The 24,482-nt window shown below is 72.0% G+C and carries 21 protein-coding genes and 1 riboswitch; of the genes, 14 read left to right on the top strand and 7 right to left on the bottom strand.

All coding sequences use genetic code 11. The features are described 5' to 3' along the window. Window positions 1–171: 171 nt before the first annotated feature. The 8 genes from tsf (at window position 172) to CK485_RS20325 (ending at window position 7,977) form a co-directional block, all read left to right on the top strand. Entirely contained in the window at window positions 172–1,008 is an 837-nt protein-coding gene (gene tsf, locus CK485_RS20290; RefSeq protein WP_109452565.1) for a translation elongation factor Ts, read from the top strand. Between the two features lie 154 nt (window positions 1,009–1,162). After that, on the top strand, window positions 1,163–1,948 hold the full coding sequence (pyrH, locus tag CK485_RS20295; RefSeq protein WP_109452567.1) for a UMP kinase: 786 nt from the start codon (window positions 1,163–1,165) through the stop codon (window positions 1,946–1,948). A 177-nt stretch (window positions 1,949–2,125) separates the two neighbouring features. Next, window positions 2,126–2,683: a ribosome recycling factor gene (gene frr / locus CK485_RS20300; RefSeq protein WP_109453307.1), complete on the top strand. Its 558-nt coding sequence runs from the start codon at window positions 2,126–2,128 to the stop codon at window positions 2,681–2,683. Next, a complete protein-coding gene (locus tag CK485_RS20305; protein WP_109452569.1) occupies window positions 2,683–3,741 on the top strand; it encodes a phosphatidate cytidylyltransferase in 1,059 nt (352 codons plus the stop codon). The genes frr and CK485_RS20305 overlap by 1 nt, the downstream gene beginning before the upstream one ends. Window positions 3,742–3,894: 153 nt before the next feature. Continuing rightward, window positions 3,895–5,004, top strand: a complete 1,110-nt coding sequence (gene rlmN, locus CK485_RS20310) for a 23S rRNA (adenine(2503)-C(2))-methyltransferase RlmN (RefSeq protein WP_109452571.1) — start codon at window positions 3,895–3,897, stop codon at window positions 5,002–5,004. A 77-nt stretch (window positions 5,005–5,081) separates the two neighbouring features. Next, a riboswitch (TPP riboswitch) is annotated at window positions 5,082–5,203 on the top strand. Further along, window positions 5,197–5,796 carry an ECF transporter S component gene (locus tag CK485_RS20315; RefSeq protein WP_109452573.1) on the top strand — a complete coding sequence of 200 codons (600 nt, stop codon included), beginning with the start codon at window positions 5,197–5,199 and terminating at the stop codon, window positions 5,794–5,796. (Overlaps the previous riboswitch by 7 nt.) 16 nt (window positions 5,797–5,812) lie before the next feature. After that, window positions 5,813–7,216, top strand: a complete 1,404-nt coding sequence (locus CK485_RS20320; RefSeq protein ID WP_109452575.1) for an ATP-binding cassette domain-containing protein — start codon at window positions 5,813–5,815, stop codon at window positions 7,214–7,216. After that, window positions 7,213–7,977, top strand: coding sequence for an energy-coupling factor transporter transmembrane component T (locus CK485_RS20325; protein WP_109452577.1), 765 nt, complete (start codon window positions 7,213–7,215; stop codon window positions 7,975–7,977). Before CK485_RS20320 ends, CK485_RS20325 begins: the two co-directional genes overlap by 4 nt. Window positions 7,978–8,006: 29 nt before the next feature. On the opposite strand, the gene CK485_RS20330 is transcribed toward CK485_RS20325, so the two are convergent. From CK485_RS20330 to CK485_RS20345, 4 genes are all read right to left on the bottom strand, one after another. Next, a complete protein-coding gene (locus CK485_RS20330; RefSeq protein WP_109452579.1) occupies window positions 8,007–9,209 on the bottom strand; it encodes a hypothetical protein in 1,203 nt (400 codons plus the stop codon). After that, the gene (locus CK485_RS20335; RefSeq protein ID WP_109453309.1) at window positions 9,203–9,898 is read right to left on the bottom strand and encodes an ATP-binding cassette domain-containing protein; all 696 of its coding nucleotides are present in this window, start codon (window positions 9,896–9,898) and stop codon (window positions 9,203–9,205) included. The genes CK485_RS20330 and CK485_RS20335 overlap by 7 nt, the downstream gene beginning before the upstream one ends. A gap of 166 nt (window positions 9,899–10,064) precedes the next feature. Beyond that, entirely contained in the window at window positions 10,065–11,426 is a 1,362-nt protein-coding gene (locus CK485_RS20340; RefSeq protein WP_109452581.1) for an aspartate aminotransferase family protein, read from the bottom strand. Window positions 11,427–11,428: 2 nt separating this feature from the next. After that, the gene (locus CK485_RS20345) at window positions 11,429–11,935 is read right to left on the bottom strand and encodes an Lrp/AsnC family transcriptional regulator (RefSeq protein ID WP_109452583.1); all 507 of its coding nucleotides are present in this window, start codon (window positions 11,933–11,935) and stop codon (window positions 11,429–11,431) included. 202 nt (window positions 11,936–12,137) lie between these two features. On the opposite strand from CK485_RS20345, the gene CK485_RS20350 reads away from it, so the two are divergent. Together CK485_RS20350 and CK485_RS20355 are read left to right on the top strand one after the other, a co-directional pair. Continuing rightward, a complete protein-coding gene (locus tag CK485_RS20350) occupies window positions 12,138–13,574 on the top strand; it encodes a gamma-aminobutyraldehyde dehydrogenase (RefSeq protein WP_109452585.1) in 1,437 nt (478 codons plus the stop codon). Between the two features lie 62 nt (window positions 13,575–13,636). Continuing rightward, complete coding sequence (locus CK485_RS20355; protein ID WP_109452586.1) at window positions 13,637–14,116, top strand: hypothetical protein; 480 nt, start codon at window positions 13,637–13,639, stop codon at window positions 14,114–14,116. Between the two features lie 52 nt (window positions 14,117–14,168). Here the strand turns inward: CK485_RS20355 and CK485_RS20360 are convergent, their stop codons facing one another. Next, on the bottom strand, window positions 14,169–15,218 hold the full coding sequence (locus CK485_RS20360; protein ID WP_109452588.1) for an adenosine deaminase: 1,050 nt from the start codon (window positions 15,216–15,218) through the stop codon (window positions 14,169–14,171). A gap of 129 nt (window positions 15,219–15,347) precedes the next feature. On the opposite strand from CK485_RS20360, the gene CK485_RS20365 reads away from it, so the two are divergent. Further along, a complete protein-coding gene (locus CK485_RS20365; protein ID WP_109452590.1) occupies window positions 15,348–16,136 on the top strand; it encodes a hypothetical protein in 789 nt (262 codons plus the stop codon). 100 nt (window positions 16,137–16,236) lie between these two features. On the opposite strand, the gene CK485_RS20370 is transcribed toward CK485_RS20365, so the two are convergent. Continuing rightward, window positions 16,237–18,327, bottom strand: a complete 2,091-nt coding sequence (locus CK485_RS20370) for a putative Ig domain-containing protein (protein ID WP_241968500.1) — start codon at window positions 18,325–18,327, stop codon at window positions 16,237–16,239. Between the two features lie 568 nt (window positions 18,328–18,895). Here CK485_RS20370 and CK485_RS20375 point away from each other — a divergent pair. Next, window positions 18,896–19,726, top strand: coding sequence for a helix-turn-helix domain-containing protein (locus CK485_RS20375; protein WP_109452594.1), 831 nt, complete (start codon window positions 18,896–18,898; stop codon window positions 19,724–19,726). A 48-nt stretch (window positions 19,727–19,774) separates the two neighbouring features. On the opposite strand, the gene CK485_RS20380 is transcribed toward CK485_RS20375, so the two are convergent. Beyond that, the gene (locus tag CK485_RS20380; protein WP_109452596.1) at window positions 19,775–21,403 is read right to left on the bottom strand and encodes a PucR family transcriptional regulator ligand-binding domain-containing protein; all 1,629 of its coding nucleotides are present in this window, start codon (window positions 21,401–21,403) and stop codon (window positions 19,775–19,777) included. A gap of 289 nt (window positions 21,404–21,692) precedes the next feature. Here CK485_RS20380 and CK485_RS20385 point away from each other — a divergent pair, with 289 nt between their 5' ends. Together CK485_RS20385 and CK485_RS20390 are read left to right on the top strand one after the other, a co-directional pair. After that, on the top strand, window positions 21,693–23,228 hold the full coding sequence (locus CK485_RS20385; RefSeq protein WP_199239450.1) for a gamma-aminobutyraldehyde dehydrogenase: 1,536 nt from the start codon (window positions 21,693–21,695) through the stop codon (window positions 23,226–23,228). Further along, a complete protein-coding gene (locus CK485_RS20390) occupies window positions 23,225–24,469 on the top strand; it encodes a spermidine/putrescine ABC transporter substrate-binding protein (protein ID WP_109452600.1) in 1,245 nt (414 codons plus the stop codon). The genes CK485_RS20385 and CK485_RS20390 overlap by 4 nt, the downstream gene beginning before the upstream one ends. Window positions 24,470–24,482: the final 13 nt, after the last annotated feature.

Raw genomic sequence — 24,482 nt, forward strand, 5'->3', positions numbered from 1 at the left:
GTGCGGCCCCCTAGGGCCGCCGCGCGAGCGCGCCCGTCAGGGCCGCGGCCGGCCGCCAGGGCCGCACCCGGCTCACCAGGGCTGAACACGACGGGGGGCGGGCTCCACAAGAGCCCGGCCCCCGCCGTACACCGGTAGACCCCGACTTTTCGAGAAGAGATTCCAGGGACCATGGCGAACTTCACCGCCGCCGACGTCAAGAAGCTCCGCGAGCTGACCGGCGCCGGCATGATGGACTGCAAGAAGGCGCTGGACGAGGCCGAGGGCAACGTCGACAAGGCCGTCGAGATCCTCCGCGTCAAGGGCCAGAAGGGCGTCGCCAAGCGCGAGGGCCGCAACGCCTCCAACGGTGCCGTCGTCTCCCTCATCGCGGACGGCAACACCTCCGGCGTCCTGGTCGAGCTGAACTGCGAGACCGACTTCGTCGCCAAGGGCGAGAAGTTCGTCGCCGTCGCCGAGGCCATCGCCAAGCACGTCGCCGCCGTCAAGCCGGCCGACCTCGACGCCCTGCTCGCCTCCGAGATCGAGGCCGGCAAGACCGTCCAGGCGTACGTCGACGAGGCCAACGCCACCCTCGGCGAGAAGATCGTGCTGAGCCGCTTCGCGCAGTTCGCCGACGGCTACGTCTCCTCCTACCTGCACCGCACCAGCCCGGACCTGCCCCCGCAGGTCGGCGTGCTGGTCGCGCTCGACAAGGAGGACGCCCAGGTCGCCAAGGACGTGGCGCAGCACATCGCCGCGTTCGCGCCGAAGTTCCTCACCCGCGACGAGATCCCGGCCGAGACGGTGGAGAACGAGCGCCGCGTCGCCGAGGCCACCGCTCGCGAGGAGGGCAAGCCCGAGGCCGCCCTGCCGAAGATCGTCGAGGGCCGCGTCACCGGCTTCTTCAAGGAGAACGTCCTGCTGGACCAGGCGTTCGCCAAGGACAACAAGAAGACCGTCGCCAAGGTGCTGGAAGAGGCGGGCGTCACGCTGAAGAGCTTCGCGCGCTTCCGCGTCGGCGTCTGAGCCCGGCAGCGAATGACCGACGACCCGGCTAGGGTCGTACGCGGTCGGCCGCTCGCCGACCGGCCGCAGTTGTGACGAGGAGGCCATTGCCGTAGAGGGAACCGTCGAGTACCCCCGGCAATGGCCTCCTTCGTACGTGCACGAGGAGAGACCCATGGATCAGGACGCCCGCCCCGACGAGACGACCGCGGATGCGCACCGCAAGGGCGGCGACGGCGGCGCACCGCGCCGGTTCCTGCTCAAGCTGTCCGGCGAGGCGTTCGGCGGCGGCAGCCTCGGCGTCGACCCCGACGTCGTGCACAAGATCGCTCGGGAGATCGCGGCGGTGGTGCGCGGCGGCACCCAGATCGCCATCGTGATCGGCGGCGGCAACTTCTTCCGTGGGGCCGAACTCCAGCAGCGCGGCATGGACCGCGCCCGCTCCGACTACATGGGCATGCTCGGCATCGTCATGAACTGCCTCGCGCTCCAGGACTTCCTGGAGAAGGAGGGCATCGACACCCGGGTGCAGACCGCCATCACCATGGGCCAGGTCGCCGAGCCCTACATCCCGCTGCGCGCCGTGCGGCACCTGGAGAAGGGCCGCGTCGTGATCTTCGGCGCGGGCATGGGCATGCCGTACTTCTCCACCGACACCACCGCCGCGCAGCGGGCCCTGGAGATCCACGCCGAGATGATCCTCATGGGCAAGAACGGCGTGGACGGGGTCTACGACTCCGACCCCAAGCTCAACCCCGACGCGGTCAAGTTCGACGCCCTGGAGTACGACGAGGTGCTCGCCCGGGACCTGAAGGTCGCGGACGCCACCGCGATCACCCTGTGCCGTGACAACAGCCTGCCGATCCTCGTCTTCGAACTGCTCGCCGAGGGCAACATCGCCCGCGCCGTGAAGGGTGAGAAGATCGGCACGCTGGTGAGCGACCACGGCACCCGGGACTGAGCACGACCGCCCCTCGCGGACACGGCCGCCCCCCGCGGGCGTGACCGCCCCGGCACGGCGAACAGCCCGTTCCGGGGATGGACAACCCGCCGTCGGTCCGACACCGTGCGGTGAACAGGCAGCGACGGCGAGATTCCCGAAGCGCACGACGAAGACCCAGAAGACCAGGAGCAGATGGTGATCGAAGAGACCCTCCTCGAAGCCGAGGAGAAGATGGAGAAGGCCGTCGTGGTCGCCAAGGAGGACTTCGCCGCGATCCGCACCGGCCGTGCGCACCCGGCGATGTTCAACAAGATCGTGGCCGAGTACTACGGCACCATGACGCCGATCAACCAGATGGCGTCGTTCTCGGTGCCGGAGCCGCGGATGGCCGTGGTGACCCCGTTCGACAAGACCGCGCTGCGGGCCATCGAGACCGCGATCCGCGACTCCGACCTGGGCGTCAACCCGTCCAACGACGGCAGCATCATCCGGGTGGTGTTCCCCGAGCTGACCGAGGAGCGCCGCAAGCAGTTCATCAAGGTCGCCAAGGGCAAGGCGGAGGACGCCAGGGTCTCCATCCGCAGCGTGCGCCGCAAGGCCAAGGAGACGCTGGACAAGCTCGTCAAGGACGGCGAGGCCGGCGAGGACGAGGTGCGCCGCGCGGAGAAGGACCTGCAGGACACCACCGACAAGTACGTGGCTCAGGTCGACGAGCTGCTCAAGCACAAGGAAGCCGAGCTGCTCGAGGTCTGATGAACGACTCTTCACGGGGGGCGCCGCCGGGCGCCGGCTGGCAGGGAGCCCCCGAGCGGACGGCTGCCGCTTTCGAGGGCGCGCCGGTCCCGGCGGGTCCCTCGTACGACGGCGGTCCCGCGGCGCAGACTCGACCCATGCCACCAGTACCGGACGAGAGCCCAGGCCAGGACGCCGGCCGCGGTGAGACCGGCGAGGGGTCCGGACGGGGCCACCGCTCCGCCCGCAAGGACGGCGCCCGCAAGAGCGCGGGGCGCGACCTCGGCGCGGCCATAGGGGTCGGCGTCGGCCTGGGCGCGGTCATCGTCGCGGCGCTGTTCGTCGTCAAGGCGGTCTTCGTCGGCGTCGTGGTGGTCGCCGTCGTGGTCGGCCTGTGGGAGCTGACCAGCCGCCTGACCGAGCGCAAGGGCATCCACGCGCCGCTGGTCCCGCTGGCGGCGGGTGGCGCGGCCATGGTGATCGCGGGCTACCTGAGGGCTGCCGAGGGCGCCTGGATCGCGATGGCGCTCACGGTGCTGGCGGTGCTGGTCTGGCGGATGGCAAGGCCGCCGGAGGACTACCTCAAGGACGTCACCGCGGCCGTCTTCGCCGCGTTCTACGTGCCGTTCCTCGCGACGTTCGTGGTGATGATGCTCGCCGCGCACGACGGGCCGTGGCGGGTCTTCGTCTTCCTGCTGCTGACGGTGGTCAGCGACACCGGCGCGTACGCGGTCGGCTGGCGCTTCGGCAGGCAGAAGCTGGCGCCGCGCATCAGTCCCGGCAAGACCCGCGCGGGACTGGTCGGCGCGGCCGCCTTCGCGATGGTGGCGGGTGCGCTGTCGATGCGGTACCTGATCGACGGCGGGCAGTGGTGGCAGGGCCTGCTGCTGGGCCTCGCGGTGGCCGCCAGTGCCACGCTGGGCGACCTGGGCGAGTCGATGATCAAGCGGGACCTCGGCATCAAGGACATGGGCACGCTGCTGCCCGGCCACGGCGGCATCATGGACCGCCTGGACTCCCTGCTGCCCACGGCCCCGGTGGTCTGGCTGCTGCTGGTGATCTTCGTCGGGGGAAGCTGACCCGGACCGTTACCCTGGAAGGGCTGGCCGCCGACAGGTGCCCCGCCCTTGCGGGGGTGGTCCGGTGAGGTCTCCGGGCGCCGGCATGACCCGTCCCTGGTCCCCGCGCCCGCGGGGCTCGCAGTCACCGTGCCCTTGAGGAGTCCGCGTTTCATGGCGCCCGCCCCCGGAGAACTGACCTTCGCCGTACCCCGCGGTGCCAAGAAGCCCCCGCGGCACCTCGCCGACCTCACGCCCGCCGAGCGTCGCGAGGCCGTCGCCGCGCTCGGCGAGAAGCCGTTCCGCGCCAAGCAGCTGTCGCAGCACTACTTCGCGCGCTACGCGGACGACCCGGCGGCCTGGACCGACATCCCGGCCGCCGCCCGCGAGAAGCTCGCCTCAGACCTGCTGCCCGAGCTGATGAGCGTCGTGCGCAACGTCTCCTGCGACCACGACACCACCCGCAAGACGCTGTGGCGGCTGTTCGACGGGACGCTGGTCGAGTCGGTGCTGATGCGCTACCCGGACCGGGTCACGATGTGCATCAGCTCGCAGGCCGGCTGCGGCATGAACTGCCCGTTCTGCGCGACCGGCCAGGCCGGCCTCACCCGCAACCTGTCCACCGCGGAGATCGTCCACCAGATCGTCGCCGGGATGCGCTCGCTGCGCGACGGTGAGATCCCCGGCGGCCCGGCCCGGCTGAGCAACATCGTCTTCATGGGCATGGGCGAGCCGCTGGCCAACTACAACCGGGTGCTCGGCGCGATCCGCCGCCTCACCGACCCCGAGCCGGACGGCCTCGGCCTGTCGCAGCGCGGCATCACGGTCTCCACGGTCGGGCTGGTTCCGGCGATGCTGCGGTTCGCCGACGAGGGGCTCAAGTGCCGGCTGGCGGTCTCGCTGCACGCGCCGGACGATGAGCTGCGCGACACCCTGGTGCCGGTCAACACCCGCTGGAAGGTCCGCGAGGTGCTGGACGCCGCCTGGCACTACGCCGAGGTCTCCGGCCGCCGGATCTCCGTCGAGTACGCGCTGATCAAGGACATCAACGACCAGGCGTGGCGGGCCGACCTGCTGGGACGGCTGCTCAAGGGCCACCGCGTGCACGTCAACCTGATCCCGCTCAACCCCACGCCCGGCTCCAAGTGGACCGCGTCGCGGCCGGAGGACGAGAAGGCGTTCGTGCGCGCGCTGGAGGCGCATGGCGTCCCGGTGACGGTGCGCGACACCCGCGGCCAGGAGATCGACGGCGCCTGCGGCCAGCTCGCGGCGGCGGAGCGCTGACGGAACGGGTTCCGGCAGGCACGCCGGTCATCACGGCTGCTATATCGTAGGACTGTACGAACACATTGCTCGTACGACCATTCCGACAGGGGAGCGCGTACGCGCTGAGAGTGCGGTGCCGCCGGAGGACGGCGGCGGGCCGCAGACCCTCGAACCTGATCCGGGTCATGCCGGCGTAGGGAGTCATCGCACATGAGCACTGCCAACGCGCCCACGAACGCGGCCGGCAACCGCTGGCGGACGGTGGACATCGTCGTGGCCGCCGTCATCGGCGCCGCCTTCGGCGTCATCTTCTGGGCCTGGAACTCGCTGTGGGACGGCGTCGCGAGCGCCATCCCGCTGCCCGGCCGCGCCGTCATCTACGGTGTCTGGCTGATCCCCGCCGTCCTCGGACCGCTGGTGATCCGCAAGCCCGGCGCGGGCATCTTCTGCGAGGTCGTCGCCGCCTCCGTCGCCACCCTCTTCGGCTCGCCGTGGGGCCTGGTCACCCTGCTGTACGGGGTCGCCCAGGGCATGGCGGGCGAGTTCGGCTTCGCCTTCACCGCCTACCGGGTCTGGCGCTGGCCGACCGCGCTGGTCGGCGGCGCGCTCGCCGGGGTCGCCGCCTCGCTGCTGGACAACGCGCTGTACTACGCGTCCAACTCCACCGGCTGGCAGATCGCGTACGCGGCCATCGTCGTAGCCAGCTCCGCCGTCATCGCCGGGCTCGGTAGCCTCGCGCTGACCAGGTCGCTGGCGCAGACCGGCGCGCTCGACCCCTTCCCGTCCGGCCGCGAACGCGCCGCGGTCTGACCGGCCCGGGCGCCGCATGAGCACCGTCCGCCTGCGCGGCTTCGGCCACCGGCACGCCGGACGCCGCCGCTGGGCGGTGCGTGGCGTCGACCTCGACATCGGCCACGGCGAACGCGTCGCGCTGCTCGGCCCGTCCGGCGCGGGCAAGTCCACGCTGCTGGCCGCGCTCGCCGGGTTGCTGCCACCGGAGTCGGGCGAGCGCGAGGGCGTCATCGAGGTCGACGGCCGCGACCCGCGCGAGGCCCGCGACCACGTCGGCGTCGTCTTCCAGGACCCCCAGTCGCAGCTGGTGATGGAACGCGCCGGTGACGACGTCGCGTTCGGCCTGGAGAACCGCGGCACGCCGCCCGGGCGCATCCCCGGGCTGGTCGACGCCGCACTGCGCCGCGTCGGCTTCCCGTACGGGCCCGGCCGGGCCACCAGCGCGCTGTCCGGCGGCGAACAGCAGCGGCTCGCCATCGCGGGCGCCCTGGTCACCGGCCCCGGGCTGCTGTTGCTCGACGAGCCGACCGCCAACCTCGACCCGGTGGGCGCCGCGCTGGTACGCCAGGTGCTCGCGGGCATCGAGGAGACCACGCAGATCGTCGTGGAGCACCGCGTCGCCGAGCTGACCGGCATGCTGGACCGCGTCGTGGTCCTCGAACCCGGCGGCGGCATCCGCGCGGACGGCCCGCCGGAGCGGATCTTCGCACGGTACGGACGGGAGCTCGCGGAAGACGGCGTGTGGGTGCCGGGACTGCCGCCGGCCGCCCACCCCGCGCGCACGAACCCCGGTGAGGAACTGCTGCGCGCCGAGGCGCTGACGTACGCCCCGGTCCTCGACGGCCTTCAGGTGAGCGTGCGCGCCGCCGAGGCGCTGGCCGTGGTCGGGCCCAACGGCGCGGGCAAGTCCACCCTGGCCCTGCTGCTCGGCGGGCTGCTGGCCCCCGGCGGCGGACGCGTCGCCGCCACGCCCGCGCTGGCCGGCGCGGACGCGGGCAGGCCGCCGCACAAGTGGCGGGCGCGGACGCTTGCGCGCCGGATCGGCTCGGTCTTCCAGAACCCCGAGCACCAGTTCGTCACCCCGAAGGTGCGCGACGAACTCACCCTCGGCGCGGCCGACCCCGCCCGGGCCGACGAACTCCTGACGCGGCTGCGGCTGGACGCGCTCGCCGAGGCCAACCCGCACACCCTGTCCGGAGGCGAGCGGCGCAGGCTGTCGGTGGCCACCGCGCTCGCGGCGGCACCCCGGCTGCTGGTGCTGGACGAGCCGACCTTCGGCCAGGACCGCCGCACCTGGAGTGAACTCGTGGGCCTGCTGGCGTCGTTGCGCGACGACGGGCACGGGATCGTCGCCGTCACCCACGACACCGACTTCCGGGCCGCGCTGGGCGCCCGCGAACTGCGGCTCGCCGCTCGGGAGTCGGCGGTGCCCGCATGAGCTTCAGCCGTACCGCGCCGATCGCCGACCCGGCCGCGCCGCTGGCCCGCCGCAACCCGGTCGCCAAACTGGTGGCCGCGGCCGTCCTCGCGCTCGCCCTGGTCGTGAGCCTGGACCCGGTAGGACCGGCCGTGGCGCTCACCGCCGAACTGGCCGCCGTCCCGCTCTTCGGCATCCGCTACCGCGCGCTCGCGCGGCGCACCTGGCCGATGGCGGTGAGCGTGCTGGGCGCGGTCGTCACCCTGCTGCTGTTCGCCGCCGACCGCCAGCACATCGTCACCTCGGCGCTCGCCCTGGTGCTGCGGCTGTACGCGGTGGCGCTGCCCGGTGTCATCGTCTTCGCCACCACCGACCCCACCGACCTCGCGGACGCCCTCGTGCAGAACGCCCGTGTCTCGCCGCGCTTCGCCATCGGCACGCTGGCCGCCTGGCGCCTGGTGCCGCTGCTGGGCCAGGAGTGGCGGCTGATCGGCCTCGCGCGAAGGGCCCGGGGGATCGACGCGGGCCGCGATCCGCTGGCCCGGCTGCGGCTGCTGGCGTCGGCGTCGTTCACGCTGCTGGTCGGCGCGATCCGGCGCGGTACGCGGCTGGCGACGGCGATGGACGCGCGCGGCTTCGACTCCGGCATCCCGCGCACCTCGGCGCGCACGCAGCGGTTCGCGGGCGCGGACGCGGCGCTGATCGCGGCGGCGGCCGGGATCGCGGCGGCGGCGCTGACGGTGAGCGTGCTGACGGGGGCGTTCAGCCCGCTGTTCTCCTGAGGCGCCCCGCTCGAAGGCGTCGCGCCGCCTCAGCGCAGCCGCAGCAGCCCGTCCAGCAGCCACCCCACGGGCGCCGCCGTCAGCGCGGCCACCCCGACCACCACGAGCGCGCGCACGGCGGCCACCTTGACCAGCAGCGACCGCGAGGCGCCGAGCCCGGACAGGGTCCGCCGCGTCCCGGAGCCGCTCGTGCGGGCCTGCGCCGCCGACGCCACCGCCGCGCACCCGGCCGACCCCAGCACGACGGCCGCCCCCAGCAGCGTGAACGCTCCGGGACGGTGGCCCGCGTGCAGCCGGAACGCGGCCAGGGACAGCGCGAGGGCGGACGCGGGCCAGGCCACCGCGGCGGCCACCCGGCGCGCGTCGGTGCGCAGCGCGCGGCCCGCCAGCAGGCGCACCGGTCCCGGCCGCCAGGACGCGAGCACGCGTCCGGCCAGCGCCACCAGCCAGGGCGCGCACGCCACGACACCGGCGCAGGCCAGCGCCCAGCCGGCCAGGACCGCGGGCGCCGTGTCGCGCAAGCCTCCCGGCAGCGGCACCGACGCCTTCGCGTGGCGGCCCCACCAGGCGCACGCCAGGCCCGCGGCGGCCGGTACCAGACCCCACGGCAGCGGACGTGTCCGCGCCGGCGGCCGCGGCACCGTCAAGCAGGCCGCCGCCGCCACCAGCGGCACGACCAGCAGCAGCGTCACCACGCCGGCGACCGGCAGCGCCGCCGCACCGGCCAGCGTGTGACGCAGCCGCAGGAACGTGCCCAACGCCACCACGCTGCCCAGCAGACAGCTCCACATCACCTGCGCGGCGAGCACCCGCGGCAGCCGGGAGGGGCCCACGCCGATCGCGGCGAGGGCGTCGGCGGCCGGGGATCCGGCGCGGCCCCGCGCCGAGACGACCGCGAGCCAAGCCGTGGCGACCAGCGGCGGCGCACACCACGCCAGCCGATCGGCCCCGGCGGCCAGATGGTGCGGATGCCGCAGCGCCTGACCCAGCGAGGCCAGCAGAAGGAACGTCACGCCTGCCGCGGCCGTGGCCAGGACGCAGCGCATCAGCGCCCCGGCGACCCCGCCGCGCAGCGCCAGCCGCAACGCCACGCCGCTGGGCAGCAGCCCGCCGGGCACCGCGGTGGCGGGATCCGTTCCGGGACCGGTTCTCTCGCCGCTCTCCCCGGGCTCGGACGCGCCGGGCTCCTCCGGCTCCGCCTCGGGCGCGTGAGCCCGCGACTCCTTCAGCACAGCGCACCCTCCGGCGCCGTGCGCTGCCCGTCGACCAGCGCGACCGTGCGGTCGGCGAACTCCGCGACGCCGGTGTCGTGCGTCGCCAGCACCATCGTGATGCCGTGCGAACGGGCCGCCGTGGTGAGCGTCCGCAACACCTGCGCGCGCTCGGCGCGGTGCAGCGCCGCGGTCGGCTCGTCGGCGAAGACCACCTCGGGGACGGTGACCAGCGCCCGCGCGATCGCGATCCGCTGGCGCTGGGCCTGGGTCAGCCCGGCCGGGCGCCTGCGCGCGCACTCGCCGACGTCCAGCCGCTCCAGCCACTCCTGGGCGGCCCGCCGGGCGTCCCGGTGCGAGGCGCCGGTCAACAGCAGCGGCAGCGCGGCGTTCTCACGGGCCGTCAGTTCGGGAAGGAGCCGGGGGCTCGGGTCGATCCAGCCGAAGCGCTCCCGGCGCAGCCGCTCGCGGGCGGCCCGGCCCAGGGTGTGGACGGGCGCGCTGTTGAACCACACCTCGCCCTCGTCCGGCACCAACTGCCCGGACAGGCAGCGCAGCAGCGTGGTCTTGCCCGAGCCGCGCGGCCCGGTCACGGCGAGGATCTCCCCGCCGCGGACGCCGAGCGAGACGCCGAGCAGCGCGGGCGAGCCCTCGTGCGCGTGGCGCAGCGAGCGCCCCCACAACACGTCGTTGTCCGGCGGCGCCTGCATGCCGACCACCTCCGCTGCGTCGAATCGCACAAAACGAAATCCCCCTCGCCTCGTTGAACGAGGCGAGGGGGATTCTGTCACGCGACGGGACACCGGTGGATCACGACCGGTCACTCCGCGCCGGGAGTGTCCGGATCACCACCCGGATCACCGACGCGGGACCGGATCACAGCTTGGTCCAGGCCTCCGTGAGCACCCCGCGGACGATCTGCTCGATCTCGTCGAAGGTCGACTGGTCGGAGATCAGCGGCGGGGAGAGCTGGATGACCGGGTCGCCGCGGTCGTCCGCCCGGCAGTACAGGCCGTTCTCGAAGAGCTTCTTGGAGACGAAGCCGTACAGCAGGCGCTCGCACTCCTCGTCGGAGAAGGTCTCCTTGGTGGCCTTGTCCTTCACCAGCTCGATGCCGTAGAAGAAGCCGTTGCCGCGCACGTCGCCGACGATCGGCAGGTCGTGCAGCTTGCTCAGCGTGCCGAGGAACGCCGACTCGTTGTCCAGCACGTGCTTGTTGAGGCCCTCGCGCTCGAACAGGTCGAGGTTGGCCAGCGCCACCGCGGCGGAGACCGGGTGGCCGCCGAAGGTGTAGCCGTGCAGGAAGGTGTTGTCCTGCTTGTAGAACGGCTCGGCGATCCGGTCGGAGACGATGGCGGCGCCGATCGGCGAGTAACCGGACGTCATGCCCTTGGCGCAGGTGATGATGTCGGGCACGTAGCCGAACTTGTCGCACGCGAACATCGTGCCGAGGCGGCCGAAGGCGCAGATGACCTCGTCGGAGACGAGCAGCACGTCGTACTCGTCGCAGATCTCGCGGACCCGCTGGAAATAGCCGGGAGGCGGCGGGAAGCAGCCGCCGGCGTTCTGCACCGGCTCCAGGAAGACGGCGGCGACCGTCTCCGGGCCCTCGAAGAGGATCTGCTGCTCGATCTGGTCGGCTGCCCAGCGGCCGAACGCCTCCGGGTCGTCGCCGTGGATCGGCGCCCGGTAGATGTTGGTGTTGGGCACCTTGTGCGCGCCGGGGACCAGCGGCTCGAACGGGGCCTTGAGCGCGGGCAGACCGGTGATGGACAGCGCGCCCTGCGGGGTGCCGTGGTAGGCGACGGCGCGGGAGATCACCTTGTACTTGGTGTGGTTGCCCTTGAGCTTGTGGTACTGCTTGGCCAGCTTCCACGCGGTCTCGACGGCCTCGCCGCCGCCGGTGGTGAAGAAGACCTTGTTGAGGTCGCCCGGCGCGTACTCGGCCAGCCGCTCGGCCAGTTCGACGGCCTTGGGGTGGGCGTACGACCAGATGGGGAAGAAGGCCAGCTCCGCCGCCTGCTTGGCGGCGACCTCGGCCAACTCCTGGCGTCCGTGTCCGGCCTGGACCACGAACAGGCCGGCGAGGCCGTCGAGGTACTTCCTGCCGTTGCTGTCGTAGATGTAGGTGCCCTCACCGCGCACGATGGTCGGCACAGGGGCGTTCTCGTACGACGACATGCGGGTGAAGTGCATCCACAGGTGGTCGTACGCGCTCTTCGAGAGGTCCGCGCTCATGGCTATCTGGTTCCCCAGGTGTAGGTCTGCTTCCGGAGCTTGAGGTAGACGAAGCTCTCGGTGGACCGCACGCCGGGCAGCGTGCGGATCCGCTTGTTGATCATCTCCAGGAGGTGGTCGTCGTCCTCGCAGACGATCTCGATCAGCAGATCGAAGGAGCCCGCGGTGACGACGACGTACTCCACCTCGCCCATCTCGGCCAGCGCGTCCGAAACGGGCTCGATGTCACCTTCGACGGTAATGCCCACCATCGCCTGCCGCCGGAAGCCCACCGTCAGCGGGTCCGTTACGGCGACGATCTGCATCACGCCGTGGTCGAGCAGCTTCTGGACGCGCTGCCGGACGGCTGCCTCCGACAGGCCGACCGCCTTGCCGATGGCGGCGTAAGGACGGCGGCCGTCCTCCTGCAGCTGCTCGATGATCGCCTTGGAGACGGAGTCGATCACCGGTGTGCCGCCGCTGCGGTCTTTCGGTTCGGGTGTACGAGTGGCCACGGGGCCACTCTGCACGAGGACTCGTCACCTTGGCAAGCCCTTCGCGATGAAATCCGTCGTAAAGCGATCGTGAAAGTACCGATTCCATTGTTTGGCGGTGTCGGGTATGTCGAATACGGTGGTCCAGCGACTAGGGTGGGGAGTGTCTCGCGCACCGGACACCGGACGGCCGGTACCGCATTCCAGGACACCTCAGGACACAGGACAGGAGAAGGCAGTGAGCGAGCTCCGTACTCTGCGCAACTACATCGACGGAGAGTTCCGCGACGCCGCCGACGGGCGCACCACCGACGTCGTCAACCCCGCCACCGGCGAGGCGTACGCCACGGCCCCGCTGTCCGCAGCCGCCGACGTGGACGCCGCCATGGCGGCCGCCGCCGCGGCCTTCCCGGCCTGGCGCGACACCACCCCGGCCGAGCGGCAGAAGGCGCTGCTGAAGATCGCCGACGCGATCGAGGAGCGCGCCGAGGAACTGATCGCCGCCGAGAGCGAGAACACCGGCAAGCCGATCGGCCTGACGCGGACCGAGGAGATCCCGCCGATGGTCGACCAGATCCGCTTCTTCGCGGGCGCGGCCCGGCTGTTGGAGGGCAAGTCCGGCGGCGAGTACATGGAGGGCCTGACCTCCTTCGTGCGCCGTGAGCCGGTGGGCGTGTGCGCGCAGGTCGCGCCGTGGAACTACCCGATGATGATGGCGGTGTGGAAGTTCGCCCCGGCCCTCGCCGCGGGCAACACCGTCGTGCTCAAGCCGTCCGACACCACGCCCGCGTCCACCGTGCTGCTCGCGGAGATCATCGGCAACGTGGTGCCCAAGGGCGTCTTCAACGTCGTGTGCGGCGACCGCGACACCGGCCGCCTGATGGTCGAGCACCCCACCCCGGCGATGGCCTCCATCACCGGCTCGGTGCGGGCCGGCATGCAGGTCGCCGAGACCGCGTCGAAGGACCTCAAGCGGGTCCACCTGGAACTGGGCGGCAAGGCCCCGGTCGTGGTCTTCGAGGACGTCGACATCCCCAAGGCCGTCGAGGACATCTCGGTCGCGGGCTTCTTCAACGCCGGCCAGGACTGCACGGCGGCCACCCGGGTGCTGGTGCACGAGTCGATCCACGACGAGTTCGTCGCCGCCCTCACCAAGGCGGCGGCCGACACCAAGACCGGGCAGCCGGACGACGAGGACGTGCTGTACGGGCCGCTCAACAACGCCAACCAGCTCAAGCAGGTCACCGGCTTCATCGAGCGGCTGCCGTCGCACGCCAAGCTGCAGACCGGCGGCCACCGGGTGGGCGAGAAGGGCTACTTCTTCGCGCCCACCGTCGTGTCGGGCCTGAAGCAGGACGACGAGATCATCCAGAACGAGGTCTTCGGCCCGGTCATCACCGTGCAGTCCTTCTCCGACGAGGACCAGGCCGTCGAGTGGGCCAACGGCGTCGACTACGCGCTGGCGTCCTCGGTGTGGACCAAGAACCACGGCCGCGCCATGCGGATGTCGAAGAAGCTCGACTTCGGCTGCGTGTGGATCAACACCCACATCCCGCTGGTCGCCGAGATGCCGCACGGTGGCTTCAAGAAGTCCGGCTACGGCAAGGACCTGTCGGCCTACGGCTTCGAGGACTACACCCGCGTCAAGCACGTCATGACGTCGCTCGACGCGTGAGGTGACACCCACCCGGGCCCCGGACGCGCCGCGTCCGGGGCCCGGGCGTAGGGTGCGCGGACATGGGGGGAAGCGAGGCGCTGCGGCGCCGCATCCGGATCTGGCTGGCCGTCTTCGTGGTGTGCCTGGTGCTCAGCGGCGCCACGGCCTTCCCGCTGGTGCACGAGGTGCGCTGGCTGGACGGAATGCACCTGCCGCTGGTCGCGCACTGGATCCACATCTGCCGGGTCGGCCTGGTCGCCACCGACGCGCGCTATCCGTTCGTGCTGTACGGCACGGACTGGCTGGCCTTCGCGCACCTGGTCATCGCGGTCGCCTTCTACGGGCCCTACCGCGACCCGGTGCGCAACATCTGGGTGATCGAGTTCGGCGTGATCGCCTGCGCCGGCATCATCCCGCTCGCCCTCATCTGCGGCCCGATCCGTGGCATCCCATTCGGCTGGAGCCTGATCGACATGTCGTTCGGCGTCTTCGGCATCGTCCCGCTGCTGGTGGTCCGCCGCATGATCAAACAACTCGAACGCTTCGAACTGGCGGCGTGAGGCGCCCTGCCGGCCCCGGCCCGCGAACACCGTTGCGCGCCGGGCCGGGCGCTCAGCCGGACCAGGCTGCCGTGTACGCGTCGATCTCCTCGCGCAGGGCGGTCTTCGCCTCCGCGGTCTGGAAGGAGGCCTCGACCGCGTTCTTCGCCAGGGACGCCACGCCCGAGGCGTCGAGGCCCAGCAGGCGGGCGGCGACCGCGTACTCCGTGTTGAGGTCGGTGCCGAACATCGGCGGGTCGTCGCTGTTGACGGTCACCAGGACGCCCGCGTCGACCATCTGACGGATCGGGTGCTCCTCCAGCGAGGCCACCGCGCGGGTCGCCACGTTCGAGGTCGGGCAGACCTCCAGCGGGATCCGGTGCTCCGCGAGGTGGGCCAGCAGACGCGGGTCGCGCACCGAGCTGGTGCCGTGGCCGACGCGCTCGGCGCCCAGGTCGCGCAGCGCGTCCCAGACCGACTCCGGGCCCGTCGTCTCGCCCGAGTGCGGCACGCTGCGCAGGCCGAGGGCGCGGGCGCGGTCGAAGTACGGCTTGAACTGCGGGCGCGGCACACCGATCTCCGGGCCGCCCAGGCCGAAGGAGACCAGGCCCTCCGGGGCGTGGCGCTCCACCAGTTCCGTGGTGACCTCGGCCGACTCCAGGCCCGCCTCGCCGGGGATGTCGAAGCACCAGCGCAGCACCGTGCCGAACTCGGCCTCCGCGGCCTTGCGCGCGTCCTCGATCGCCTCCATGAACGCCGGCGCCGGGATGCCGCGCCGCACCGAGCTGTACGGGGTGATGGTCAGCTCGGCGTAGCGCACCTGCTGCCGGGCCATGTCGCGGGCGATCTCGAAGGTCAGCAGCCGCACGTCCTCCGCGTCCCTGATCAGGTCGACCACCGACAGGTAGACCTGGATGAAGTGCGCGAAGTCGCGGAAGGTGAAGTACTCGCGCAGCGCGTCCGGGTCGTTCGGCACCGCGGAGTCCGGGTGGCGGGCGGCCAGTTCGGCGACGATGCGCGCGGAAGCCGATCCCACGTGGTGCACGTGCAGCTCCGCCTTGGGCAGTCCGGCGATGAACCCACCCAGGTCCGGGCCGCCGTTCCGGGCGGTGCTGTCGGTCATGCGGGGCCTCCTGCGCTCGTGTCGTCCGGATCATCGTAGACGCACGGCCGAAGACCCTGTTGGCCATAGCATTGCCGGACCTACCGGACGTACCCCGGTGAGCCGGCGAGGAGTCGACGGGAGGCATTGATGCGCGACGCCTCGCACACCCCTGCTTCCGGCGCCCACGGGGCAGCCGCCGAAGCCTCCCGGTACGCCGCCTGGCTGCGGCCCGCGCCGCGCGACGGGGCCGGGGTGGCCGCGCTGGTGCTGGGCGCCGGGGCGACGCTCGCCGCGGTCACACTGCACGGAGTGGTCCTCGGCCTGCCGCTGGGGATACCGGCGATCGTCGCGGGTGTGGTCGGCCGACGGCGGGCGCGGCGCGGCGAGGCGGGCAACGGCCGTCAGGCGCTGGCGGGCGCCGCCCTGGGGGCGACGGCCGTCGCGCTGTCCCTGGTGGTGATCGCGACCGCCGACACCTCGGCCGGGGACCGGTGGTTCGGCGGCGCACAGGTGCCGCTGACCTCGGCGCGCGGTACGTACGACCGGCCGCTGGGGCCCGGCGGCACGGCGGCGTTCGGCGACGGGACACGGGTGGCGGTGAGCGCGCCGCGGCGGTTCACGCCGCCCGCGGGCGCTGACGGCTGGACCCCGGGCGACGCCGCGTACCGCTTCACGGTGACGGTGCGCGCGACCGGCAGCGCGGACCTGGACCTGGGCGACTACACCTACTTCGCCACCGCGGGCGACGGTTCGACGGACCTGGAGCTGATCTCCACCGACACCGGTGAGCTGGCCGGGGACTTCCCCGGGACGCTGCGGGCGGGACGGTCGGCGACCGTGGTGTTCGCCTTCGACGTGCCGAGGGGCGTGGCGGGTCTGGACTTCGACTTCGAGCCCACCGGCGAACACGACGACGCCTACTGGCGGTTGGCCTGACGGCGGCGGTACGGGGTGAGACGTACGGCGGGTCCGGGACGCCTTCGCCCCGGACCCGCCTCTGTGCGTGTGGTTCAACGTGCCGTTACGTCAGCCCTGTTCAGCTGGTCTGGAGCGACGTGTCGTCGATCAGGAAGCTGGTCGCGAGGCTGGAGTCCTCCTTGCCGGTGAACTTGATCGTCACCGACTGGCCCGCGTAGGAGGACAGGTCGACGGACTTCTGGACGTAGCCGCTGGTCGCGTCGGCGTTGGAGTAGGTCGCCACGGTGGTGCCGTTGGCGGTGACCGTCAGCTTGTCGTACGCCGTCTTGCCCGTCTCCTGGGTGGAGATGTACTGCCACCAGCTCAGCGTGGCCTTGCAGCCCGAGGGGACGGTGACGGTCTGGGAGAGGGTGTCGGTGTGGGTGGTGCCGTAGCCGTCCAGCCACGCCTTCCAGTTGCCCGAGTGCGCCGGGGCGTTGCTGCTGTCGTCGATCACGCCGGAGGACGCGGTCCACGGAGCGGCCGAGCCGGTCTCGAAGCCGGGGTTGCCGAGCAGCTGGGAGCCGGTGCAGCCGCCACCGGAGGTGGTGACGGTCCAGCCGAAGGTGGCCGAGCCGGAGGCGCCGGTGGTGTCGGTGGCGGTGACCGTCACGTTGGAGGTGCCCGCGGCGGTCGGGGTGCCGGAGATGACACCGGTGGAGGAGTTGATGGACAGGCCCGCGGGCAGGCCGGTGGCGCTGTAGGTGAGGGTCTGGCCGCTGGCCGAATCGCTCGCGTTGATCTGGAGCGAGACCGCGGTGCCCACCGCGGTGGACTGGCTGCCCGGGTTGGTGACCGTCACCGTGTTGCCGGTGGCGGCGGTGACCGTCCAGGTGAAGGTGGTCGTGCCCGAGGCGCCGGTGGAGTCCTTGACGGTGACCGTCACGTTGGACGAGCCGGTGGTGGTCGGGGTGCCGGTGATCAGGCCGCTGGAGGAGTTGATGGACAGGCCCGCCGGCAGGCCGGTGGCGCTGTAGGTGAGGGTCTGGCCGCCGGCCGAGTCGCTCGCGTTGATCTGGAGCGAGACCGCGGTGCCCGAGCGCGTCGACTGGTTGCCCGGGTTGGTGACCGTCACGGTGTTGCCGGTGCTGGTGCCGCTGGTGAAGGCGGCGGTGCCGTTCGGCGTGCCCAGGCCGGTCGGGCCGTCGTAGCCGGTGCCCGCGGTGCACAGGTAGCTGGGCGAGCAGGAGCCGTTGGAGCCCGAGGTCACGTCGTTGAGCGACGAGGTGTGGCTGTAGGGGTACGACGCCGGGGTGGTCCCGGACGCCGGGGTGCCGGCGAGCGCGTAGACCGAGGCGATGATCGGCGAGGAGGCGCTGGTGCCGCCGTACTCGTTCCAGCCGCCGTTGCCGTTGTAGGAGTCGTAGACCGCCACACCGGTGGCCGGGTCGGCGACCGCGGAGACGTCCGCGATGGTCCGCTTCGAGCAGCCGGTGTCCTTCTGCCAGGACGGCTTCGGGTCGTAGGCGGAGCAGCCGGAGCCGGTGCCCTCGGACGAGGAGGTGCTCCACACCGACTCGGACCAGCCACGGGAGTTGGACGCGGTCTTCAGCGACGTGCCGCCGACCGAGGTGACGTACTGCGAGGCGGCCGGGTACTCGGCGCCGTAGCCGCTGTCACCGGCCGAGGCGGTCACCGCGACACCGGGGTGGTCGTAGTACTGGGTGTCCTCGGAGGTCTGCGAGGAGTCCTCGGAGCCGCCGTAGGAGTTGGAGACGTACTTGGCGCCCATGCTGACCGCGGTGTTGACCGCGGTGCCCAGGTCGGAGTCGCTCGGCTGGTCGGCCTCGACCAGCAGGATGTGGCAGTTGGGGCAGATCGCGGAGACCATGTCGAAGTCCAGCGACTCCTCGCCCGTCCAGTCGTCCGAGGACGGCGCGGGGGAGGGCAGGGGGCTGGTCTGGCCGTTCTCGTTGACCTTGGTGAAGCAGCCGCTGCCACAGGCCGGCAGGCCGAACTGGCTGCGGTAGGTGGCCAGGTCGCTCGCGGCGTTGGGGTCGTCGTAGGCGTCGACGATGGCGACCGTCTGGCCCGAGCCGCCGGACGCCGCGGCCGAGGCGAGGTTGTAGGCGGACTGCAGCTGGCTCGGGCCGTAACCGGCCGGCGAGGCGTTGGGCGAGATGCCCATGTGGTGCATGACGTCGGTGCGCTTCTCCGCGAAGCACGACATGTATCCGGGCTTCTGCTGCTGGTCGCAGGCGTCCTTGACCTTCACCGTGCTGGTGCTGGTGCCCGCGGTGGTGGTCTGGTGGGCGGCCGCGGCGGCCGGGCCCGCGGCGATCAGCCCGCCGGTCACCAGGGCCCCGGCGGACAGGAGTGCGGTGGCGGCGGTTCTCGCCCAGCGCACGTCCGGTCTGCCGGAGTGTCTTTTCTTCGAGCGCATGAAGTGCCCTCCAGTGGGGGATGCGCAGGCAGGGTGGTCTGCGCATGACAAGTCGGCCCCGTGGGGCCGGATGGAGAGTGCGGGTGCCGAGTGCTTCGTGCGGTACGGGTGGAGCGGAAAGGTGCTTGCGTTACGGACGGTGCTGTGCGGTGTGGCGCGCACGGGGTGCGCCACGGTGGTGCCGGCCGTGCCCTGTCGTTCGGGGTGCGCTGATCTGTCACGGATCCCGTATGTGCCACCCCGGACAGTGGTGGCTACTGGCGATGAAAGTAGCGAAGACGCCATGATGTGACAACCAGGAAGCTGTAAATCCTTCTCGCCATCTTCATTGCCTGGCCGTATACGGTGTGCTGCCATGGAACCGGAGGAGCAGTCCGTCGGTCAGCTCGTCGCGCTCGGGCTGGCCCGGTACGAAGCGCGGGTGTACCTCGCGCTGATCAGGCGCGAGTCGTACACGGCCGCCGAGGCGGCGCGTGAGGCCGACGTCCCGCGCCAGCGCATCTACGACGTACTGGACGCCCTCGTGCGGCGCAGGCTGGCGGTGGCCCACCCGGGCCGGGTCGCCACGTTCTCCGCCATCGACCCCGAACTGGCGCTGACCCGGCTGATGTCGGACCAGCGCGAGGCGCTGGACCGGATGGAGCGGGTCTCCAGCGGACTGGTGGCCGCGTTGCTGCCGGTCTGGTCGGAGGGCCGCTCGCAGTCCGACCCGCTGGACTACATCGAGGTGCTGCGGGATCCGAAGGCGATCTCGGAACGCTTCGTCGACATCCAGGAGCAGGCCAGCCGCGAGCTGCTGAGCTTCAACAAGCCGCCGTTCGTGACCTCGACCGACAACCCGGCCGGGATGAAGGTGGTCAGACGACTGAGCCGGGCCGGGGGAGTGGTCCAGGCGATCTACACCTACGACGTGCTGGACGACCCGGGCATGACCGAGAACGTCGAGCAGTTCGGGCTGGCCGGGGAGGAGGCCCGCTTCTCCCGCGAACTGCCGCTGAAGCTGGTGATCGCGGACGCCTCGCTGGTGCTGTGCGACATGCCCGACCCGGTGGCGGGAACGGGCGCCACGACCGCGCTGTTCATCGAGCACCCGGCGCTGGCGGGCTGCCTGCGGCTGGCGTTCCAGACCGTCTGGGCGGGCAGTTCCACCATGGAGGCGGTGCGCGGCCTGCGCGAGACGCTCTAGGCGACCGGCTCCGTGCGGCGTGGCCGCCAGGCCGCCACCGCACGTTTGTCAGCCGCGGACCGCCTGCAACGCCAGCAGCGCCACGTGCAGCGACAGGCACGACTCGACCTGGTCCAGGTCGGTGCCGAGGATGCGCTCCACGCGGTGCAGCCGGTCGTAGAACGACGGCCGGGACATGTGGGCGGCGTCCGCCGCGGCCGACTTGTTGCGGCCCGAGGTCAGGTAGACGCTCAGGATGCGCACCAGGTCGGTGCCGTTCTCCGCGTCGTAGGCCAGCAGCGGCCCGAGTTCGCGTTCCACGTACGTCTGGAGCCGGGCGTCGTCGCGCAGCAGGTGCAGCAGGCCGCGCAGGCGCACGTCCGGCAGCCGGTAGTACGTGCCCGCCTTGCGCTCCCGGGCGTGCGAGGCGGCGTCCGCGACCTGGGCCGCCTCCAGCAGGGTGCGGCGCGCGTCGCGCAGCGAGCCCACCGAAGAGCCCGCCGCCATCAAGAACGCGGACTGCTCGCCGGCCGGTTCGGCCAGCCGGTCCAGCGCCGCCGCGAAGCCCTCCAGCGCGGCGTGCTCGTCGTCGCCCGGACCCAGCGAGACCAGCAGGCCGACGCCGCCGTCGTCCAGCGCTCCGATCAGCGCGGTCAGCGCCCGCTCACGGGCGGCGGCGGCGGCCGTCTCGGCGAAGTCCCGTAGCCGCGCCTGCGCCTCCAGCGCCGCCGACCCGGGGCCGCCGCGCAGCCGCAGCATCACCCCGACCAGCCGCCGCCCCTCCAGCTGCACGCCCAGCGCCCGGGCGCGCAGCGCGACCTCGGAGACGGTCAGCGCGTGGGTGAGGATGCCCGACAGCAGGGTGCGGTGGGTCTGGCGCTCCAGCGACTCGCGGTCGCGTTCCAGCAGCCGGTTGAGCGCGAGGGTCGCCGCGCCGCGTTCCACCAGCACCGTCCAGTGGCTGGACGGCTCACGGCCCGGGGTGCCCGCAACGACCAGCCGCCCCCAGTCCTGGCCGCGCGCGCCGACCGTGGTGACCAGCCAGCCGGAGCGGCCGTCGTGGCCGGTGCGGGCGGCCACCCGCACCCCGCGCGAGCGCCGCTCCCAGCCGTCCAGCAGCCCCTTCGGGTCCTGCCCCGCCGCGTCGAAGGCGAGGACCTGGTGCGAGAGGTTCTCCAGCACCACCGGCGCCCCGGCCAGCCGCGCGACCTCGCGGACCACCTCCTCCGGCTCCGCGCCCTCCACGGACAGCTCGTTGAAGATCTGGTGCACCGACTCCGACGCCCGCAGCTCGGCCAGCTGGGCGTTGACGACGTGCTCGTGGACCGCGCCGGTGACGGCGACGAACCGCACCTCGGTGCGCAGCTCCACCAGCGGCAGCCCGCGCCGCTCGGCCGCCTTGACCAGCGGCCTGGGCAGCTCGTCGGCGTAGCGGCGGCCCAGCTCGACCACGAGCCCGGCGGCGCCCACGTCGGCCAGGTCGTCGATGTAGCGGGCGAGCGACTCCTTGTCGGCGGGCAGCATCACGCCGGTGGACAGCACCAGCTCGCCGCCGTGCAGCATCCCGGCGATGTCGGCCAGCTCGCTGATGTGCACCCAGCGCACCGGGTGGCCCAGCCCCGCGGCGCCCGCGACGACCCTCGGGTTGCCGTGGCGCACCACGTCCAGTTCCAGGACCTGCTCGACGGTGGGGAACACGGGCTCAGGCCTCCGCAGGGATCCGGAAGGGTTGTCACAGTGTAAAGCGCGGTAGGGCGCCGGAGTCAGGGTGCCGGTTGCCGCGATCATGGGCGCTGCGGCATCGTCCCAAGAAGCCAGAAAGTGTCGAGAACAGATTCCGTCGCGTAACCAAAAGGCAACAACGGAATCCCTTGTTGGGTCGATTCCATTCTGCCAGGATCGGCCACCAACCCGGCGAAACGCTACACCTGAGGCCCTCGGCCCCCGGTGGGCGCCCGGGGAGCACATGAGGAGAAACGCCATCGTGATGCAGCACAGCCGAGCAGCCGCGCTCGAAGTGGCGGAACGGCTCGCCGAGGGATCGCAGTACATCGCGGGAAGCCTCAGGCCCGGCTCTTCGGGGCGCCGCCACAGTGTCGTCGACCCCGCCACCGGCGAGGCCGTCCACCCCTACGACCTCGCCTCGGCCGACGACGTGGACGCCGCCGTGGACGCCGCCCGCGAGGCGCTGCCCGGCTGGGCCGGAGCCACCCCCGGTGAGCGCTCCGACGCCCTGCACCGCTTCGCCGCCGCCCTCGGCGAGGCGGCCGACGACCTCGCGCTCGCCGAATCGCTCCAGTGCGGCAAGCCGATGAAGCTCTCCACCGGCTTCGACGTGCCCGGCACCGTCGACAACACCGCGTTCTTCGCCGGCGCCGCCCGCCACCTGCAGGGCCAGGCGGCGGGGGAGTACTCCGGCGACCACACCTCGTACGTGCGGCGCGAGCCGGTCGGCGTGGTCGGCTCCATCGCGCCGTGGAACTACCCCCTGCAGATGGCCGCCTGGAAGGTGCTGCCCGCCATCGCCGCGGGCAACACCATCGTGCTCAAGCCCGCCGAGCTGACCCCGCTGACCTCCCTGATGTTCGCGCGGGCCGCGACCGCGGCGGGCATCCCCGACGGCGTGGTCAACGTCGTCACCGGCACCGGCCGCGAGGCGGGCGAACACCTCGTCGCGCACCCCGGCGTCGCCATGACCTCCTTCACCGGCTCGACCGCGGTCGGCAAGCGGGTCGCCGAGGTCGCCACCGCCACCGTCAAGCGGCTCCACCTCGAACTCGGCGGCAAGGCGCCCTTCGTGGTCTTCGACGACGCGGACCTGGAGGCCGCCGCGCACGGCGCCGTCGCCGGGGCGCTGATCAACACCGGCCAGGACTGCACCGCCGCGACCCGCGCCTACGTCCAGCGGCCGCTGTACGACGCGTTCGTCGCCGCCGTCGCCGAACTCTTCGAGGGCGTGGTGGTCGGCGACCCGTTCGATCCCGCCACCGACATCGGCCCGCTGATCTCCCACACCCAGCGCGACCGCGTCGCCGGCTTCGTGGAGCGCGCCCGCTCCTACGCCACCGTCGTCACCGGTGGCGAGACCCCGGGCGGCGACCTCGCCAAGGGCGCGTACTACCGCCCCACCCTGATCACCGGCGCCCCGCAGGACAGCGAGGTCGTCCAGGGCGAGATCTTCGGCCCGGTCCTGGTCGTGCTGCCCTTCGACGGCGACGACGAGGGCCTGGCGCTCGCCAACGACACGCCCTACGGCCTGGCCGCCTCCGCCTGGACCCGGGACGTCTTCCGGGCCGGCCGCGCCACCCGCGAGATCGCCGCGGGCTGCGTGTGGGTCAACGACCACATCCCGATCATCAGCGAGATGCCGCACGGCGGATACAAGGCCAGCGGCTACGGCAAGGACATGTCGGCGTACTCCTTCGAGGAGTACACGCAGGTCAAGCACGTCATGTACGACAACACGGCGGTGGCGCGCAAGGACTGGCACCGCACGATCTTCGGAAGCCAGGTGACGCCGTGACCGGTCCCGACCCCCTCGACCTCGCGCGGTTCACCAACCGCACCCGGCTGCGCTCGACCGCCTCCCGCGTCAGCCGCCGCGCCCTGCTGCGCGGCGCCGGCGCGGGCGGCCTCGCGGTCGCCGGGGCGAGCGCGCTGTCGGCCTGCGGCGTGCAGGGCCACGTGGTGCCGCCCGGCGCCCAGGAGACCGGCCAGCCCGGGCACGACTACTCGGACACCGAGAAGAAGGTCGTCTTCGCCAACTGGCCCGCGTACATCGACGTCGACCCCAAGGACCCCAACAAGCGGCCCACCCTGGAACGCTTCGAGAAGGAGACCGGCATCCAGGTGCAGTACCTGGAGGTCATCAACGACAACAACGACTGGTACACCAAGGTGGACCCGTCGCTGGTCAAGGGCGTCGACACCGGCTACGACATCATGGTCGTCAGCGACTACATGGTGGCCAAGTACCGCGCCTACGACTACATCCAGGAACTGAACCTGGCCAACGTCCCCAACCACGCCCACATGCTGCCCTCGGTGCTGCACGACCCCACCGACGCCGGCCGCCGCTACACCGTCCCGTGGGCGTACGGGTACACCACCATCGCGTACAACAAGAAGCTGGTGAAGCAGCCGATCACCTCGATCGCGGAGATCTTCACCCGGCCCGACCTGCACGGCAAGGTCTCGCTGTTCAGCGAGATGGAGGACACGGTCGCCCTCGCGCTGCTCGCCCTCGGCCACGACCCGCAGCAGTTCACCGACGCGCAGTTCAACAAGTCGCTGGAGTACGTGCGCAGGGCCAAGGCCGCAGGACAGATCCGGGCCTTCACCGGCAACGACTACCTCAGCGACTTCCAGCAGGGCAACACCGCCGTGACGATGGCGTACTCCGGCGACGTCGCCCAGCTCGGCAAGCCCGACCTGGTCACCGTCGACCTGCCGAGGGAAGGCCTGCTGTCCTGGTCGGACAACTGCGTCATCCCCAACTTCGCCCGGCACAAGACCAACGCCGAGAAGCTGCTCAACTACTACCTGCGCCCCGACGTCGCCGCCGCGCTCGACGACTACATCGACTACATCCCGTCCGTCGACGGCGCCGACACCGCCCTGCGCGCCCTGGACCCGCAGGCGGCGGCCTCCCCGCTGATCGTCCCGACCAAGCGGATGGAAGCGAAGGCCCGCGGCTTCATGGCCCTGACCGTCGACCAGCTCAACGACTACACCGGCCGCTTCCAGCAGGTCACCGGCCAGTAGAACCGGTGCGCAC

The sequence above is a fragment of the Streptomyces sp. ICBB 8177 genome (genome assembly GCF_003144095.1).
Taxonomy (GTDB): Bacteria; Actinomycetota; Actinomycetes; order Streptomycetales; family Streptomycetaceae; genus Streptantibioticus_D.

Bases quoted from the DNA above. Each gene is read 5' to 3' on its own strand.
- CK485_RS20375 (WP_109452594.1), top strand. From the start codon at position 18,896: ATGGAACCGGAGGAGCAGTCCGTCGGTCAGCTCGTCGCGCTCGGGCTG.
- CK485_RS20370 (WP_241968500.1), bottom strand. From the start codon at position 18,327: ATGTCGTGCTTCGCGGAGAAGCGCACCGACGTCATGCACCACATGGGC.
- pyrH (WP_109452567.1), top strand. From the start codon at position 1,163: ATGGATCAGGACGCCCGCCCCGACGAGACGACCGCGGATGCGCACCGC.
- CK485_RS20355 (WP_109452586.1), top strand. From the start codon at position 13,637: ATGGGGGGAAGCGAGGCGCTGCGGCGCCGCATCCGGATCTGGCTGGCC.
- CK485_RS20360 (WP_109452588.1), bottom strand. From the start codon at position 15,218: ATGACCGACAGCACCGCCCGGAACGGCGGCCCGGACCTGGGTGGGTTC.
- CK485_RS20315 (WP_109452573.1), top strand. From the start codon at position 5,197: ATGAGCACTGCCAACGCGCCCACGAACGCGGCCGGCAACCGCTGGCGG.
- CK485_RS20385 (WP_199239450.1), top strand. From the start codon at position 21,693: ATGCAGCACAGCCGAGCAGCCGCGCTCGAAGTGGCGGAACGGCTCGCC.
- rlmN (WP_109452571.1), top strand. From the start codon at position 3,895: ATGGCGCCCGCCCCCGGAGAACTGACCTTCGCCGTACCCCGCGGTGCC.
- CK485_RS20305 (WP_109452569.1), top strand. From the start codon at position 2,683: ATGAACGACTCTTCACGGGGGGCGCCGCCGGGCGCCGGCTGGCAGGGA.
- CK485_RS20335 (WP_109453309.1), bottom strand. From the start codon at position 9,898: ATGCAGGCGCCGCCGGACAACGACGTGTTGTGGGGGCGCTCGCTGCGC.
- CK485_RS20320 (WP_109452575.1), top strand. From the start codon at position 5,813: ATGAGCACCGTCCGCCTGCGCGGCTTCGGCCACCGGCACGCCGGACGC.
- CK485_RS20325 (WP_109452577.1), top strand. From the start codon at position 7,213: ATGAGCTTCAGCCGTACCGCGCCGATCGCCGACCCGGCCGCGCCGCTG.
- tsf (WP_109452565.1), top strand. From the start codon at position 172: ATGGCGAACTTCACCGCCGCCGACGTCAAGAAGCTCCGCGAGCTGACC.
- CK485_RS20365 (WP_109452590.1), top strand. From the start codon at position 15,348: ATGCGCGACGCCTCGCACACCCCTGCTTCCGGCGCCCACGGGGCAGCC.
- CK485_RS20340 (WP_109452581.1), bottom strand. From the start codon at position 11,426: ATGAGCGCGGACCTCTCGAAGAGCGCGTACGACCACCTGTGGATGCAC.